This is a genomic window from Limnofasciculus baicalensis BBK-W-15, from assembly GCF_024178385.1.
Taxonomy (GTDB): Bacteria; Cyanobacteriota; Cyanobacteriia; order Cyanobacteriales; family Coleofasciculaceae; genus Limnofasciculus; species Limnofasciculus baicalensis.
Map to the genome: position 1 here is coordinate 1 of NZ_JAMZMM010000032.1, position 16,603 is coordinate 16,603.

Sequence of the window (16,603 nt, forward strand, 5' to 3'; positions counted from 1 at the left end):
GAAAAGTCTGAGGCTAACAGCGCCGTTTGTACTCCTTTCCTGGTTGGATTACGCCTCATCAGGGCAGATCTGTATATAAATTCCGTGTGAAGATGTTCTGTCAAGGGTTGGTAAATCCAATCACGACTGAACCAGAAAAGACCAGTTACACACCTGGTCATTCGATATACAACAGTTAAACGCTTTAGCTTGTCACACCCAACTCTAGGAGATGTAACCGTGAAGAATTCCAAAATGTCAACTTTTCTACGCAATACAGGTGCTGTGGCTGCATTAGTTACCACTTCTGCTCTAGCCACAGGGTTTCTCGCTCCCTCTGCTTCAGCTTACACTTCCCTTGTTCCGCAGACTGAGACTGAGATTTATGTAGGTAAAGATCCAGTTACTGGAGTAGATTTACCTTGTCTAGATGCTACCAGGTGCTTAAAAGACCTCACACCCTATTGGATAGAAAGCATAGTAAGCTTAGAGGACAGTAGCAGCAAGACTCGGAGTCGCTTGTTTGTTGACAATAAGATAACAGAAAATACATACGGTACATACGGTACTAACCCTTTCGTATACTTCAATCAAGAGGATGAAGGGACAAGACCAGATGGTTATTGGTTCCGTCCATCAGAAGTTCAAACCAATGGACAGGGAGAAGAACAAGGTCGTTTGGAAGTAGGAACCTTTACCTTTACCTTCACACACATCATTCCTGAACTGAAGATTGCCTATTTCGATAACGAGACAGGCGGAGTCACAGGGATTCTACCCGCTAATTTCATACCCGCAGGTAATGATGGAAACATACAATACCAAACCTTATTTAACGTGAAGACGGTCACCCTGAAACTAGGTAATGACACCCTATCTGGCAATGGTGATGGGGTTAGCTTCCAGTTATCTAAAAAAGCAGTACCGGAACCAGGTGCGGCTGTTGGCTTGGGCGCTTTAGGCTTGATGGGCATATTCGGCTTGCGGAAGCGGAATAACAAATCTGTCTAGTTTGTAGATAGATACAATCGATAAATTTAAAAGTCACGCTTTCGGAAGTTATTATTTCTGAAGGCGTGATTTTTGACATACACAGCAACAGGATACAGGACTTACGCAAAGTTTCATGTAGGGTGCGTTATGCGAAAGCTAACGCACCATCAACCCGATGAGTTTCATGTAAACGCACCATCAACCCGATGAGTTTCATGTAGTGGTTGTGGTGCGTTACGCTTCGCTAACACACCCTACGGTAATACTTAGGCAGAATACTATATATTGTGGTTGTGGTGCGTTATGCGACCCTAACACACCCTACAGATAAAAGTAGCCAAAATTTATTTAGTATGTTCACAACTGCTGATTTTCTTACCTATACTCAATGGGCTGGTATTCTCACCTTAGCCTTCGGCGCTCTTGGCGTACTGGGTTTTATCCTGAAATGGGGTATCCGGTTTCGATTGGTGGGGATTACCGGATTTATGGGTGTCTTGACAGGGGGCTTATTTGCTCTTGCGATCGTACCATTTAGTCATACTATCGTTCCTGGTGCTGTCAACTTTTCTTTGGTTTACGATAACGGCGGTAACCAAACTGTGATAGCTGTATCGCCCACTATCACCGAAACTGAATTGGAAGCAACTTTGCGCCAAGCTGCTGGTGACTATTTTTCTTACGGGCGTTTGGGTGGCGCAAATAACCTGCTAACTATCCGCGCTCGCACAATTACTCACCCGCAACCGGGAGCATCTAAACCGCTTTTCTTAGGTGATGTGACACGCTCTCTGGCAAGTCGCGATGATGCAGAAATGGCGATTACGATTTATTCGGAAAGTTTTGCTCAGTTGCCTAAAGTAGAGGCTAGAGGCTGAGGGCTAGGGGCTGAGGGCTAGGCTATCTGTAGGGTGCGTTATGTAACGCACCCTACTATATAAGGAGTATGCAGAGAAACCCGGTTTCTTTGAGAAACCGGGTTTCTGAGGTGTACTTCATAAACCTGCAATCTGCTGTATAGAGTTTAAGAAATGATATAACTTAGGCTTAAGCTATTTTATCGGCGACGATGTTGATGAACCAAGCCTCTACCTCATTACTATCTCTAAGTATCGCACCTGCTAGGGTTGTTCGCGGTGACAAAGCGTTGGCACAATCGGGCGAGGCGATCGCACAATACGGGAATCGTCCTTTAATAGTAGGAGGGGAAGAATCTCTGACTACTAATGCTAGCTACTGGAAACCGATTCTGGAAAAGCAGGGGATGGAATATGCGATCGCATTTTACTCTCCAGATTGCAGTGAGGCAAGTCTGGCTACTCTACGAGAAGCGGTAACTACTCATCAAGCGACTTCTATTATTGGGATTGGTGGTGGGAAAGCTTTAGATACGGCTAAACTGCTAGCACATCAATGTCATCTCCCTGTTATCACTATTCCTACTTCGGCTGCTACTTGTGCGGCTTGGACGGCTTTGTCTAATATATATTCTGACGAAGGGGCTTTCTTGTATGATGTCAGTTTGGCTCGTTGTCCGGATTTACTGATTTTGGATTATAGTTTAATTGAAACTGCACCAACACGGACTTTAGTTGCGGGGATTGGGGATGCGATCGCAAAATGGTATGAAGCGTCTGTTAGTAGTGGTAATTCTACTTCTACACTAATTATTGCCGCAGTGCAACAGGCGAGGGTTTTGCGAGATATTCTTTTCCAAAAGTCAGTAGAGGCTATCAAACAACCCGGAAGTGATGTTTGGCGAGAAGTGGTGGATGCGACAGTGTTATTGGCTGGTGTAATTGGCGGTTTGGGTGGGGCACAATGTCGCACTGTTGCAGCTCATGCAGTCCATAATGGTTTGACTCATATTGCGACTACTCATAAGAGTTTACATGGTGAGAAAGTTGCCTTTGGGATTTTGGTGCAGTTGCGTTTAGAAGAAATGCTATTGGGTAACCAATTGGCAGTAACGGCACGGCAACAGTTGTTAAAGTTTTATGGGGAAATTGGTTTACCGCAAACTCTGGAGGATTTGGGGTTAGGAAATATTACTTTAGCTGAGTTACAGGCAGCGGCGGAAATTGCTTGTAATCCCGATTCGGATATTCACAGATTGCCTTTTGAGGTAGTGCCGCAGCAGTTAATGGCGGCGATGGTTTCTACTAGTGCTTTGGGGGATAGGAATTTGGTGGAGAAGAATATTAATATTGGTTAAGTATAGCTGGGGTTTTCCCGAAATCTTATCCCCCACCTGACGGGGCAGGGTGAAGCATTTGGATATGAATATTCTGGTTTTTTGATTAATCTTATCCCCCAAATGCTACCCTGCGGGAACGCTACGCGAACACCCCTACACCAAATTAAGGATAAAAATCTCCATTCCCCATTCCCCACTCCCTACTCCCTACTTCCCAGATTCAAAACACGACGGGCGAGTTTGACATAAGTCTTAACTGTTTCATAAGGCATATCTAAATCAGTGGCAATATCTGGTAAGGATTCTCCTTCTTCTTGTCTGGCTAAAATTGTTGCTCTGATTTGACAGACTTTGGTTGCTCTTTCTCCGCCTTTGCGCTTTTGATTTGCCATTAATATTGCTGTGATTTCTTCAATTCGTTTGGCTAATTGGGCTTGTTTTATCCAGGTTTCTAGGGCGGTGGGTTTGAGACACCAACCGAGGCGGGTTTGCCCTAAGCCGAAGGTGGTTTTATGCCCTGTGCCGCAGTAGGGGGCAAATTCTCCTAGGGTGAAAAATAGTTGGGTAAATTCTGAGTTTTGATGGGCTTGACTGGTTAAACTATATTCGATTGCGCCGATAAATCCGGTGACTTTGCCTTGTTTTCCGGCTGCGACTTTGACTGATTCTAGTTGATGGCGATTAATTATGACTGATTCGTCTATCCAGGTGAGAAATTCGGCTTCGTTAATGGGAATTCCGGAAAATTCTTGCCAACGGCGGAGGTAACTGTGAAATATGTTTACTGGTAATGGTAGGGGGAAATGATGCCCTTTGCGGCGAAAACTGGTGGGGGTAAGGAAACTTAAGGTGAGATTTTTGCTGATTGGGGTTTGGTAAAGTTGATGGTAGGTGGTGGGGGGTAAGCTAAAGTTAATGGATTGAATTTCTAGGGGAGAATAGCGCAAGTTGATGATGGTTGGTGGTGATGATAACCAATGGTGCATCCAATCGATTACGGTTTGGGAAAAGGCGGTAATTCTCCAGTGATAGGTTTTTCCAGCTATTAATTGTAATAAGCTGTTGGTGGTGGCGATTTCTCCTTCAAATCCGGAAATGGTGAAGGGTTTGGATTCGGCATCGTGAAGGAGGGCTGATAATTCTGGATTGAATAATCTTACTTTGTCTAAAAACCAGGCGTGGAGGGTGGTGGTGTATTGGGGGTAGAGGGTGGCTGTTTTTTGGGGAATGAGTTCAAATATTAAGCCTAGTAGTTGGGTGTTGGGTGGGAGTTGGATGTTCATTTTTGGGGTTTGCATCCCCTTGCGGGTAAGTGGTGGTGGTTTTGGATTTTACACTATTCGAGGGGAATCATCTGCAAACGCTAACAACTGCCAGCAACCGCCAGCAACCGCCAGTGGTTAAAACCACTGGCTAATAGCTAAAGTCCGTTGAAACGGACTGAAATTCTTATTAAGAGTCGGTTTTGACAGGCTGAATTTATTATTAACAATCGATTTTAACGGAATCAACCTATTGTTAATAGTTGATTTTAATATATTTCAATTATTATTAAATTAATTGTCCAATAGTCGGTTTCAACCGACTTTAGCTATTAGACAGAGAATTTATTCTCTGGCGGGTTGTGAAGAAACTACAAGAAACTTTTCGGGATGATTGGGAAGAATATTGGGAATATAGCAATAGAGTTGATTCAATTTTATCCATTATCATCAACGATTCACTCAGCCGATTCTCCTTGCAAACGTTCCTTGCCTCGTGCTTTAATTGAATCGATGAGAGTGGGTAACCCATTTTCATCGTATTCTGTATATTGACCGTTTTGGAGTTGTGCGATGCCTAGGGCAATATCCTGTTTTAAGGATTGAATATTTTCTTGGCTATCGTTGAATCTAGAAAGTTGAATTTTTTCTATAAGTATTCGATATTCTTCTTCAGAAAGAGAAATGATGATTTGAGTGAGAGAGTCAATGAGTCGGGTATTAATTGTGGCAATGGATTGGCTCATAGTTAAGTAAGGGAAGTAACATTTAGTCTTCTATTTTAGTTATTTCTATTTTGCGTCTTGCTAATTCTTCTGACGGTATATTTCGTTCGGGAAAAATTCTACCGCGTCGGGGTTTTGGCTTCTCAGATAATTCAGCCATATTATTTTATAAGTTGATAATAATAATTGCTTAATTTTAGCTAATTATTTTGATTTTGTCAAAACTACCTTTGGGGGGTTTCCATCCCCTTTCGGGGAAGTGAAGTTGGAAAGGTTTCTAATATTTCTTACTACTCTGGAGGAGTAGTGTTTCCAGTTTCAGTCAACGCATTTAATTTTGTCGTGCCGCACCCATTTCCATCCCCTTGCGGGGAAGGCTGAGAAGCTGTCAAAACGAATTTGACTATTACTCAGCATTTACCGGAAGCTAGTTTCCGTCCCCTTGAGGGGAAGTTGGCAAGTTTTTGCTCTTGCAGTTGAGGAAATTTAGCTTCCAGAGTTTATCAGTATATACTGATATTTTCTAAAAGTCAAGGCTGTGGAAGTTAGCCTCTGAATTTTACCTCCTTCAGTTAACGATTTAGTTGCCGTTTGACTATTTGTAAATTGTGAAAAGAATTGTCAACATCTGTGGGCTTATGCCTGGTATAATGAAGCCGAGAATTAGTTCTTATATCTGTCAAATATCGTGCTATTTGACTGGCATTTTTCAGATTTTTATAAGCCTTCTCCAAATCTCGGTCTCGCCGAATTCCAGCCAAATCGCGAACATAGTCAAACAGGCGATCGTGAGGGGATGGGCGACCTGGGTATTTTTGTTCTAGATCCTCCCCCCGATCCTTGGCATACCATTGTACCCAGTGCAGGGCTGCGTAGAAACACATTGTCACCGCCCAATCAGGAGCAGTATCTCTGATACTAACAGCAGCTTCTTCATTATACTCAGCTTGTTCGCGATGGGAATGTTCGCTCGGCATAAAAATCAACAGCTATTTTCTAGTTTGTCCAGTAGTTTAATATTTTTAAGTTCAATAAATAAAACTTATGCAGTAATGCTACTAATAGTGTGGCGGGTACGTTAGCTTTCGCGTAACGCACCCTACGAATAGAGTATTTGCGTAAGTCATATTCAAGCTACAACCAGAAAATTACTGCTAGATTTTTCTGGTATGTAGTATTTGGGAGAACTTGAGTAACTTATACTAGATTGAGCAACTACTTTTGCCCATTCCTGAATTTTGACAAATTTCTCCACGACTTTTTCGTCGAAATACCATTTTTCATTAGTTTTATCCCGCAAATTCCATGCACAATCAATTACTAAATCTTGAATTTTGTCCCAAGTTTCATAATCTAATTCTGTTTCTGGGTGCAGTTCTAATTCAAAATCAATCCAGTGAATATCTGCGGCTCTAGGAGCTACTGCTCTAACCCTGGCGACACCATCAAACTTGGCTAATTCTTGCACTAATAACTGAACTTCTTTAGGAACAGGAGGGGAATTAAATGACTGGTTTGGCGTTAGATTAGAAGAAGAAAATTGGTATACTTTCCAATTTACTGCCTTCGAGGTTGAGGTGGGAAATCCTGCTGTCAATTTGCTGCTTGTTGTCATTTTCTATTCCTGCAAAAATTCATTGAGACGGTCTCTTAAAAATTTGGCTTTTTGCTTAGTGAAGGCAAAACTGCCTACCAAATTTTTTGTCGGTGTTGACTCCCCGTCGTCAGGAGTAAAAGGACTATCAGATAACATGCCTGCGATTAAGATTCCATCTCCATCATCAATTGCTACTACTACACCAGTCACTAGATAAACTTTATTCTTTTCTACATCATTCACTTGTGTCATCCTTTAGTATTACCCTACAACAACTATCACAATTTTTTGGGCTTTGTGGAAAACTAGGAAGTGGTTGTATTAATTTAGACAATTCCTAGTTTTTAAACAAATGCTAGCTGACAAATTGGGCTGCTTTTAGGAGCTAATTATTTAAGCTGCGCAGTTTTTTTTCTGTTAGGCGACAAGTCGGTAGTTGGACTTCTGTGACGAGACAGAGTAGCCCGGAACAGTCTTGACCAATAAAATTGTATAGCAAGGTGCATAATGCCACTGCTTGATTTTGTTTTGAGCGGACTCGGAACGGTTCAATGCTGAGTAATAGTCAGATTCGTTAGAGTTAGATTTTTCTTTTTGAATCATATTGTGGCTCCTTTGTACAGTTACAGTCAATATTATAGCGGTTTTCAGTTGGATCGAAAATACCCCAAAGGATGGGTACACTTGCGTTTGTTCTGACAATTACAAGTTTCTCTTCCCTGACAGAGAAGGGAAACTTGTAACTTATTAGTGATTTTGTAAGCAGAAAGGTTTCCATCCCCTTTCGGGGAAGTGAAGTTGGAAAGTTCAAAGTTTCTTTGTGATCTGGGTAGAACCCACAGAGTTTCCATCCCCTTTCGGGGAAGTGAAGTTGGAAAGTTCTTTGGGTGTTTCCGTTGGTTTTGTTACGCTTTGGTTTCCATTTCCTTTCGGGGAAGTGAAGTTGGAAAGCTAACAAATCCTGATGGGATCGTGGCTGCATTAACAACCTCTTTAGTTTCCATCCCCTTTCGGGGAAGTGAAGTTGGAAAGTCTATTTTTTTACTGTTTTTCCTTGTTAGAGACAAAAAAGTTTCCATCCCCTTTCGGGGAAGTGAAGTTGGAAAGAGTTCGCTGTAGGAGCCTTACACAGAGCGGGTTTCAGGCGACGAATCGACACCACTCAGAAAATGAGGCTGTTTCCAAGGAAAAATTGACTCAAACACGCACTTCAAACCCTTACTCTGTAAGGCATCGACACACCTCAACGAAAAATATAGGGTTTCGGCGATTTGCCGAGGTGTGTCGATTTTTTTTTGCACGGATTTGCCTATTCAGTTTTCCTGGTTCGGAAAAGGCTCTATCCACAACATTATAGCAATCAGCCAGGGCTGTCAAGCCTCAGCTAACTAGGGGCTAGAGGCTAGGGGAATGGGGAAAGTCAAGAAATTAAGTATTATTTCAATATTAATGGTGCGTTAGCTACGCATAACGCACCCTACAGATAGAAGTTTAGCGTAAGTATTATTTCAGTCAACGCATTTCACTTTCTTAATACTACCATCCTCCTTCAATTCTACAATCTCAACTTTAACTGTTTGTCCTTCAGAGAGAGAGTTGGCTTTTTTCGGTTCTTTTTCCGTTAGTTTGATAGTTCCCAAAATTTGGTATGTTACCTTATTTCCCTTAATGGCTGTAACCGTAGCTTCCATAATATCACCCACTGCAAAATTACGATTGCTAATCGCCTCAGCAATTTCCACTTGTCGCGCTGATTCCACAACTGGTGCGGTAATTTCTCCAATTGTGCCGGAATTTTTGTAATAGCGCATCAGGCGAGATACCCAGCCCAAAATTTGCAGGAGAATAGCGCCATCATTTTGATAAGCTTTGAGATATTTAGTACAAGCTTTGTCGATATTATTGTAATATTCAGCAGTCTTCTGACTATGCCCGATTTGTTTTCCATTTCTGACTAGGGCTTTGAGATAGTCAAAAAATCTGGTTCCAGCCTTGTCTTGGTGGGAGTAAGTGCGGAGATATGCGATCGCTTTTCCTAGTTCGTTGACATCTGTGTTATCTTGGACTAGGGTTTGTGCGATCGCGTGGGCTATTTGCCATTGCATTTCTGTTAGGGATGCTACAGTCATTTCAGGATTTATGGTATTTTCTGCGATCGCATCGGTTACTTGATTCATTTTCGCTCCATATTGTTTGTAGTAGGCACTTTAGTGCCTGCTTATGCTATATCTAGAAGCACTAAAGTGCTTACTACGAACATAGGAATATTGCAGTATTATTAGAATTTACTACTTCTTTTATTTTGATTCTTATTGCGCAATTCATTAAAAGATTTTGTTTTCATATTAATCCTTCATCTAAGCCCCTAATACCTGTGCTGCTGTCAGTTTCATTTCTGGGAAAGTTCGCGATAGTATGGGATCTTTATCTCGGTAAGAGGTAGACTGATAAACCCCATTTTTATCGAGTAAGTGGACGAAAACAGTCGGTATTTTAGGTTTACCTAAGTAATGACGACTGCCCAATGCCAGATAATCTACAATCCAATATTCAGAAATTCCTAAGCGTTGATATTCTTCTAGTTTGTCGATATAATCATCTTCCCAATTTGTTGATACTACTTCTACTGCTAGTGCGATTCCTTTATCTAAAGCGGCATAACTAGACCGAATAGTGGACCAATCTGCTCTTTTAATAATGCTAATATCTGGTTTGCGACCTTGATTTTCTCCTGTTTGAATAATGGCAGTGTTATTAACTACATAATCTAACTGCAAGTGTCTGATTTCGTCGTTGAAAGCAAACAAAATAAAAAAAGTTATATCGTCGTGCTGTCTCGTCGCCCTCATTTCGATAATTTCTCCTTCCACTAGTTCATAGATGCCACTTCCTTCAGGATACCAATCAAGAAATTGGTCAAAAGTCAATTTTTGTTTAATTCGTTCGATTGCTTGGGTCATTTTTACTTCTCCTAATTCAATACATTCCCGATGGTGGTTCGCGATTGCTCGGATATTTCAGTACAGCGGCTAATTCTGCCAATTGCGGTTTTTGAATTAAGTTAGAATGAGCAGCTTTAGTCATTCTCTGGATAAATTGTTGTAGGTTATTTCCGGTAAGTCTATCGGTTTCTGGGGGAGTATAATCAGAATAGCGATCGCGTAATTGTTCTTTACCTTCAACTCGTTCAATTTCTCTGACTGTGACTGTCATGGTTCCCATCCCAATTGGTTTGCCTCCTCCTACTTTTAGGGCGATGGGATATTGAGAATCTTGACCTAAAACTATCAATAAAGTTCCTAATTCGGCTGGAGTTAAGTTTTTGAATTGGATTTGTGTTTTAAAGGTATATTCTTTGGCTGCTTGCTGAACGGTAATTCCTCGATCTTGCCCTTTATCAATTGCCCGAATTGTGTGATAATAGAATTTGCGTCCTGCTACTTTACCTCTCCTGTCAAAATATGCGGCTCTTTGATCCGGGCGAGGACGATATAAAGAGGGCATAAATCCAGTGGCAAAACCTGTTGTTTCACACTTAGTATCGCTAAATTCAATTAATCCTTGCCAATCTAAAGCACCAAATACTTGACTGGCGGGACAAAGTTCTTCTTTCTTTTTACAGGGCAAACGTTCCGGCGGTATTTTATCTCTATACATTGAAGTAACTACTGCCAAAGTGCTATTAGTAATTGCTTCATAAACAGAGCGAATGCAGCCTTTTAAAGAACTTCCTTGAATTGAAAGTTTTTGGTCAATTCCCTGTACCATGGTTTTAATTAAAGGCACGCGACTGCCGATATCGCTACCCATGGCAACCACACCTGTGGAAACGTGTAAAGCAGTCTGGACTTGGAGAGTAAGGAATAGAGTACCATGAATGCGATCGCTCCTATATTTATCATGTCCCGCTGGACGTTGTAAAGTGGGGCGTTGTGGCGGAAATGAAACAAAACCATAAGGTTTGGGTGCAATTTCCGATGATGAGGAACTTCTGTCACTATGACGAGGTGGTTGAGGGCGATTTACTGTCATTTTTTATTCCCCACTGTGAGGGCAACAAAGTGTACGGTTGCTGTTTTACTGTCGATAAAGTAGCGTTGTTTTACATCCAAATCTGCCGTATAAAATTCTTTAGGAAAACGGGTTTCGGTTTGGGAATATAAATGGGCATCTCGCTCTTGAGTTTGCCAAGCATCACCCACAAGTGTAAAATCTTCATGTTCCCCTGCAATCGTTAAAAGCAAGACATCGTAAACTCCCTGACGTTTGTACTTCCATCTTAGTTCAGATTTGCGATCGAACATTTGCCCCTCAATCATGGGAAAATCTGTTTCTAGAGGTGGCTGTTTTTGAAAGCCGCTAACTTTGTGAGATAAACGCCAGAAATAGTAACTAGATTCGTTAGCTGATTTTTCGATTAACTCGATAAGTTGAGAGACTGATAAATATGCTTTACCAACACCAACAAAAGGTTTCATGCTGCCCCTACTAATAAATTACGCCAAGACTTAACTGCACGGACAAATAAATTCTGAACTCCAGTTTCACCATCTCCCTGCCAAGTTAGTTGCACCCCAAAACCGAATTTTATGCAATCACCAGCTATAGGAGTTTCTTGGCAATCTCTTGTGGGAAATCCATAAGATTGTGCTTCAGTTGCTTCGAGAAACTCACCCGCACCCAGTAACATATTAATCGCCCATTGTTTTTCACTGCCAAAGGCGCGAATTTGGCGATTTTCAGTCAAAATACAACCAGGATATTGCACCACCGCTGAATTAAATTTTACTTGCACCGTACCCAACCCGCGAGACTTAGCAAAACCTAACCCAAACCAACCATCATTTAAGTCTCGCAAAACTAACCCAATTAATCCTAATTGAGCTAAAGTAAAGTTTTTGAGATGAATTTTGGTGCGGAATTCTCCCGCAGTACAAACTTGATAGTTAAAAGGACCAACGGCAACTGAACCAAATACTCTGTCAATTGCGACACCATTCCGTTCTTCAACCTTTGGTTTAGCTTTATCCTTGTCAGGATAGGCATCTTCTATTCTGACTCGACTAGCAATAGATTTATTACCAAACATTTGGTCAGTAAAAGAAGATAGTCGATAAATATCGCAAGCTGATTTATCTTTCAAATAGTCATACTTATCATTTAAAGGGTCATTTGCCCAAGGATTATTGGGCTTTTGGGAGTTATAACGTTCGCTACCTACGGTTCTCACAATCCGTTCAGCATGAGCGCGAATTGCCCCTTTAAGACTACTTCCAGGTAAATAAATTGAACGTCCACCCCCATGATAGGTTTCCACAAATTCCATATCTGGTTTGGTGGGATCAGCCCCTTCTTTACCAGATTTAATCAGAATTGGTCCGTCAGGAATTATGGTTAGGTCTATTGTACAATGGTTAACAAATCGTTTGTGCATAGTTGGTTAAGTTTGAGAGGTTTAATTTAGATGTTATGGCATTGTTAATTATCTCGGAAATCCGCCAATCCCGCCAAGCCCGCCAGAGAATAAATTCTCTGTCTAATAGCTTAAGTCCATTGAAATGGACTGAATTTATTATTATTATTTAGTCGGTTTCAACCGACTTTAGCTGTTAGACAGTGGTTTTAACCACTGGCGGGTTATGCTGGCGGGTACAATATCTGATCGGTAGTAGTAACAGACTAACCAGATTATTATTAGTCTAAATGCCCAACTCTTAATCTAATTAACAATCAAGCAGCTACTAACTCATTAAGCTGAACTTCACACTGTTGAAAAATATAATTAACAACAGCAAAAAGTTCGTCTAAATCCTGAATTGTATAGTCAGCTTTATTCCGGGTAAATATATTGGCTTCAAGTTTGCCAAATTCCCAATATTTGCCATTAGAGACAATCCCAAAAACAGTAACTTTTAGTTCGTCATTCAATTTTTGTGCCGCCACCATTTCAGCTAAACACTGTGCCCAACCCTCATCAAATTTATCTTGCTTTGCTTCAACCAATAAGAGATAGGGCTTGCCAAAAACAAATTTTCCTAAAGGAGAACGTTTGACCAAGATATACTCAGGAAACCCGCAAAGATTTTGGTCGTAAGTAAGAGATTTGTGTCCCCATAAAACAAACTTGCTACGATAGTGTTTCCAAACCTCCTTAATAACTGGATAAATCAAGTTTTCACAAATCGAAAATTCTGAGTTATCGGGAACTCCATCCTCCATAATAGTTTCTAAATCTTCTCGAAAGTAATCTGGAATCTTAAATTCCAAGCCAACGATAAAATTTGCTTGATTGTAAGTCACCTGAAACTCTTGGAGAACTTCACCGATATCTTTATAATTGCTGAAAACCATAATCACCTCGTTCAGTGTTACTGTTAATTAAGCTAGTACTAATTCATTTAGTTGCAATTCACATTGTTGAAAAATATAGTTAACAGCAGCAAAAAGCTTGTCGAGTTCATAGATAGTGTAAGGAGTAATGTTTTTGGTGAAGATATCTCCTTCTAGCTTGCCAAATTGCCAAGTATTACCATTAGACACAATTCCCAAAATAGTAACTTGAAGTTCATCATTAAGTCGCTGGGCAGCAATCATTTCAGCTATGCACTGCGCCCAGCCTGCTTCAAATTTATCTTGCTTGGCTTCAATCAAAAGAAAATAAGGTTTTTCAAAAACAAATTTTCCTAAAGGAGAGCGTTGAGCCAAAATATACTCAGGAAAACCACACAAATCTTGGTCGTAGGTAAGAGACTTATGACTCCATAAAACAAATTTACTGTGATAAGTTTTCCAAACTTCTTTAATAACTGGATAGATCAAATTTTCGCACACAGCAAACTCGGAATTGTCCACAACTGCTTCCCGCATCATAAATTCTAAGTCTTTACGGAAATAGTCAGGGATACTAAACTCAGCTTCTCCCATGAAATTAGCTTCAGTATAAGTAACTTGAAACTGTTTGAGAACTTCACCGATATCTTTATAATTGCTGAAAGCCATAATCACCTCACGGATGTTACTTGAAATTTATCAGAAATTTTCTCATTCAGATGCTTAATAAGTTCTGCTACCCAATAGTCTTTAAAGTCTACAGCATCTTCATAAGCACTATCGTCTCCCATAACCAATTTTTTCAGATATTGAATTAGCAAATCAGGTCTATCTTCAGGATAGTCAAACCAGCGCATTTTGTCGATATCCAGTCTCACGACTCCTAAACCACGGGATCTCCCCCCACCCAAAGGAATTTGTTCGGTTTCAAATTGGTGCAAGCCAATCGTTAATAAACCCAATTCCCAATCTTCTGCATTTTCGACAATAGCTTTAAAGTCAAAAGGTGTACCAGCGGGAACTACTTGAAAATCATATAATTTTCCATCTGCTGCTGTTTCTGTGTCTCTGTCAATGGCTACTCCATCTCTTTCTTGATATTGTCCAAACCACGCATCTGGTTGTACAGTTAAATCTCGCACTTGGAATTTGCTAGCCATCCAAGGAGTGCCAAATAAACTACCAATATCGTCTGTTATTCCGATGAGTTCTTGTGTTAAATTCAAGTCATTATTTTTGTATTTTACTTTCAAATCTTTGACTTGATTGTTTCTAGTTGAACTTGTGTAGTTAGCCGGATCTTCAGCTAGATTTGGGTCGATACCTCGGAGGAAGCTTTCGAGGCGCGATCGCAAAGCCCCTTTAAAACTAGATCCGGGAATTAAAGGTTTACCCAAAGCATCTTTAATTACGGGTAAATCTGAGCCAATGGGTTCGGTGGAACGTCCTGCACTAATGCGTAATGCGGTTACAGTTGTGAGGGTTCCTGTTATTTCTAGTCTGTTTTTGAATGTGTCAAACATAAACTTATCCAGGTATTTTTAATTCAAAATTAAACAACTGAACAGATCTTGTACGGATAGCTGTAATAAATCTTCCAGAGAACTCAAAACAGATAGCATATCTCCATTTTGCTTAGTTTCTGGTTGTTTGCCCGGTTTAAATATCATTATCAGTTTCTCTTGAGGATCGATTAACCATCCCAATTCTGTGCCATGATTTAAACAAAATAAAATATTGTCAATTACACGAGTTGGACTTTGATCTGGTGATAATATTTCTATTGTCCAATCTGGGTGAATTTCAAAGGTATTCTCAATTTCTCCATTAGCATCCAGAGGAATTCGCTGCCAGGAAAAGACTGTTATATCTGGGATAATTGATCTCCCACCAAAAGTACAGCGTAACTCTGTAAAAGCACTTGCTATATGTTCCGGTTCAGCTACTTGATTGATTTGTGTAGCGAAACGGATTTGTAGTCGGCTATGTTTCCCTTTTGGCATTGGTTTCTGGTAGATGTTTCCGTCGATATATTCGCTAGCAGGTTTGGTTTCTGGCATTTCCAGAAATTCTGTTAGGGATAGTTTAGGTGGAGATTGGATTGCGGTCATAGTTGTGAGGGAGTGTAACTAATGGTATTTTGTAGGGTGGAGAGGCGCGATCGCAAAGCCCCTTTAAAACTAGATCCGGGAATTAAAGGTTTACCCAAAGCATCTTTAATTATGGGTAAATCTGAGCCAATGGGTTCGGTGGAACGTCCGGCACTAATGCGTAATGCCGTTACTGTTGTGAGCGTTCCTGTGATTTCCAGTCGATTTTTGAAAGTATCAAACATTTGATTTTACCTGCCTTTAATTCCTTCACTTCTTTCAACATGATTGTGAGTTCCGTAATATCTAAGAGACAAGCTACTTTTCTCTAATACTTTGCAGCTAACTCGCAACCCTAACGTATCTCGAAAATGATCGATACTTGTATTTGTATATCTTTCAAATTGCAAGCCACCATCCTTTTTTAATTCGCCCACACCATCTTTATTTTTAGCTAGTAAATAAGCTACTTTAGCTAAAGTCTCCTGTAATTCTGCCCTCTTTTTTAAGTCAGTTTGATTTTTGTAATCATCTTTAAAGCTACCCGCATACTCTAATTTGGGAAATTTGAGCAATTCTCCTGAAAGAATTTCACTTTTGCATTGATTCCAAATCAGTTGACCCCAAATTGATAAAGTAATTTCATTTCCGTCAAGTAAAACCCAATCTTGGGGAACTTCTTTAGCTTTTTCCGAGGATGTAGATATTTCCCCAGCACTCATCATGGCTAATTGTACTTTGTAAGGTGCAACTTTCTCTACATCAACTTTTACAGGAAGCTTGGGAATCGTGATTAATGTATTCGATCCTTCAAACACATAAATAATTTTATCAGCATGAAACATTCCGATTGTATTGAAATAGCCTTGCAGAGCCTTGAATCCACCGACAAGATTAAAGCAAATCGTGTATTGGCAATCTTTACATTTTTTAATCGTTTCTTGCATCGAAGGAATCAACTTTGCCATCCCTTCTACAAAAATTTCGCTGCTAGCAGTAGAAAGTCCAGACTGAGCATGAATGCTTATATTAGTTAATCCCTTGCGCTTTAAAAAAGACTCAACTATTTCAGCCGCGACTCTACCTTGTGCAGTATCAGTAGTAATTAATAAGTGCATATCTGGTATACCCTGCTCTATTTGCTCATTGTACAAACCATAAATACCATTTAGTTCTGCGCTAGCTTTTCTGATTTTATCGGTATCACTACTAGACAGTTCTTGTTCTGCTCTTTCCTTCAATTCTGAAATAATTTTTTTAATTACTGGATCGTGTTGGATTTCATTATCGGTATAGTTTGCTGTTTGCTGTAGTCTTTCATACCAGTCATTGTCATCTATATCTGGATCTATCTGGTTAGTTAACACGCTAGTGCCAACGGTGGAAATTACAAGTTTAGTCATAATTTTGTCTTCCTAAGTAATTGCAAG

18 protein-coding genes and 1 pseudogene are annotated in these 16,603 nt (G+C 40.4%); 3 read left to right on the plus strand and 16 right to left on the minus strand.

Annotated elements, in window-relative coordinates; genetic code table 11:
• Nucleotides 1–234 precede the first annotated feature (234 nt).
• From NJ959_RS05330 to NJ959_RS05340, 3 genes are all read left to right on the plus strand, one after another.
• Complete coding sequence (locus NJ959_RS05330; protein WP_254010717.1) at nt 235–990, plus strand: LEVG family PEP-CTERM protein; 756 nt, start codon at nt 235–237, stop codon at nt 988–990.
• Nucleotides 991–1,325: 335 nt separating this feature from the next.
• Nucleotides 1,326–1,850: a Ycf51 family protein gene (locus tag NJ959_RS05335; protein WP_254010718.1), complete on the plus strand. Its 525-nt coding sequence runs from the start codon at nt 1,326–1,328 to the stop codon at nt 1,848–1,850.
• A 191-nt stretch (nt 1,851–2,041) separates the two neighbouring features.
• Complete coding sequence (locus NJ959_RS05340; protein ID WP_373693603.1) at nt 2,042–3,187, plus strand: iron-containing alcohol dehydrogenase family protein; 1,146 nt, start codon at nt 2,042–2,044, stop codon at nt 3,185–3,187.
• A gap of 182 nt (nt 3,188–3,369) precedes the next feature.
• On the opposite strand, the gene cas6 is transcribed toward NJ959_RS05340, so the two are convergent.
• From cas6 to NJ959_RS05420, 16 genes and pseudogenes are all read right to left on the minus strand, one after another.
• Entirely contained in the window at nt 3,370–4,452 is a 1,083-nt protein-coding gene (gene cas6 / locus NJ959_RS05345; protein ID WP_254010720.1) for a CRISPR-associated endoribonuclease Cas6, read from the minus strand.
• Nucleotides 4,453–4,889: 437 nt separating this feature from the next.
• Entirely contained in the window at nt 4,890–5,177 is a 288-nt protein-coding gene (locus NJ959_RS05350) for a hypothetical protein (protein WP_254010721.1), read from the minus strand.
• A 551-nt stretch (nt 5,178–5,728) separates the two neighbouring features.
• Nucleotides 5,729–6,133 carry a hypothetical protein gene (locus NJ959_RS05355; RefSeq protein ID WP_254010722.1) on the minus strand — a complete coding sequence of 135 codons (405 nt, stop codon included), beginning with the start codon at nt 6,131–6,133 and terminating at the stop codon, nt 5,729–5,731.
• Nucleotides 6,134–6,285: 152 nt separating this feature from the next.
• Nucleotides 6,286–6,771, minus strand: coding sequence for a hypothetical protein (locus tag NJ959_RS05360; RefSeq protein ID WP_254010723.1), 486 nt, complete (start codon nt 6,769–6,771; stop codon nt 6,286–6,288).
• A gap of 3 nt (nt 6,772–6,774) precedes the next feature.
• Nucleotides 6,775–7,005, minus strand: a complete 231-nt coding sequence (locus tag NJ959_RS05365; protein WP_254010724.1) for a hypothetical protein — start codon at nt 7,003–7,005, stop codon at nt 6,775–6,777.
• Between the two features lie 1,256 nt (nt 7,006–8,261).
• Nucleotides 8,262–8,882 (minus strand): hypothetical protein, encoded by a 621-nt coding sequence (locus tag NJ959_RS05370; RefSeq protein WP_373693604.1) that lies wholly within the window; start codon nt 8,880–8,882, stop codon nt 8,262–8,264.
• A gap of 228 nt (nt 8,883–9,110) precedes the next feature.
• The gene (locus tag NJ959_RS05375) at nt 9,111–9,713 is read right to left on the minus strand and encodes a Uma2 family endonuclease (RefSeq protein WP_254010726.1); all 603 of its coding nucleotides are present in this window, start codon (nt 9,711–9,713) and stop codon (nt 9,111–9,113) included.
• Between the two features lie 16 nt (nt 9,714–9,729).
• Nucleotides 9,730–10,785 (minus strand): RAMP superfamily CRISPR-associated protein, encoded by a 1,056-nt coding sequence (locus NJ959_RS05380; protein ID WP_254010727.1) that lies wholly within the window; start codon nt 10,783–10,785, stop codon nt 9,730–9,732.
• A complete protein-coding gene (locus NJ959_RS05385) occupies nt 10,782–11,231 on the minus strand; it encodes a hypothetical protein (RefSeq protein ID WP_254010728.1) in 450 nt (149 codons plus the stop codon). The genes NJ959_RS05380 and NJ959_RS05385 overlap by 4 nt, the downstream gene beginning before the upstream one ends.
• Complete coding sequence (locus NJ959_RS05390) at nt 11,228–12,187, minus strand: RAMP superfamily CRISPR-associated protein (RefSeq protein WP_254010729.1); 960 nt, start codon at nt 12,185–12,187, stop codon at nt 11,228–11,230. The genes NJ959_RS05385 and NJ959_RS05390 overlap by 4 nt, the downstream gene beginning before the upstream one ends.
• A 296-nt stretch (nt 12,188–12,483) precedes the next feature.
• Nucleotides 12,484–13,104 carry a hypothetical protein gene (locus tag NJ959_RS05395; RefSeq protein WP_254010730.1) on the minus strand — a complete coding sequence of 207 codons (621 nt, stop codon included), beginning with the start codon at nt 13,102–13,104 and terminating at the stop codon, nt 12,484–12,486.
• Between the two features lie 27 nt (nt 13,105–13,131).
• Nucleotides 13,132–13,752, minus strand: a complete 621-nt coding sequence (locus tag NJ959_RS05400; protein ID WP_254010731.1) for a hypothetical protein — start codon at nt 13,750–13,752, stop codon at nt 13,132–13,134.
• Between the two features lie 2 nt (nt 13,753–13,754).
• The gene (csx7, locus tag NJ959_RS05405) at nt 13,755–14,606 is read right to left on the minus strand and encodes a type III CRISPR-associated RAMP protein Csx7 (protein WP_254010732.1); all 852 of its coding nucleotides are present in this window, start codon (nt 14,604–14,606) and stop codon (nt 13,755–13,757) included.
• An 18-nt stretch (nt 14,607–14,624) separates the two neighbouring features.
• Complete coding sequence (locus NJ959_RS05410; RefSeq protein WP_254010733.1) at nt 14,625–15,194, minus strand: Uma2 family endonuclease; 570 nt, start codon at nt 15,192–15,194, stop codon at nt 14,625–14,627.
• 35 nt (nt 15,195–15,229) lie between these two features.
• Nucleotides 15,230–15,418, minus strand: a pseudogene (locus NJ959_RS05415) (RAMP superfamily CRISPR-associated protein); the annotation flags it as partial.
• Between the two features lie 6 nt (nt 15,419–15,424).
• Nucleotides 15,425–16,576 (minus strand): putative CRISPR-associated protein, encoded by a 1,152-nt coding sequence (locus tag NJ959_RS05420; protein ID WP_254010735.1) that lies wholly within the window; start codon nt 16,574–16,576, stop codon nt 15,425–15,427.
• Between the last annotated feature and the right edge of the window lie 27 nt (nt 16,577–16,603).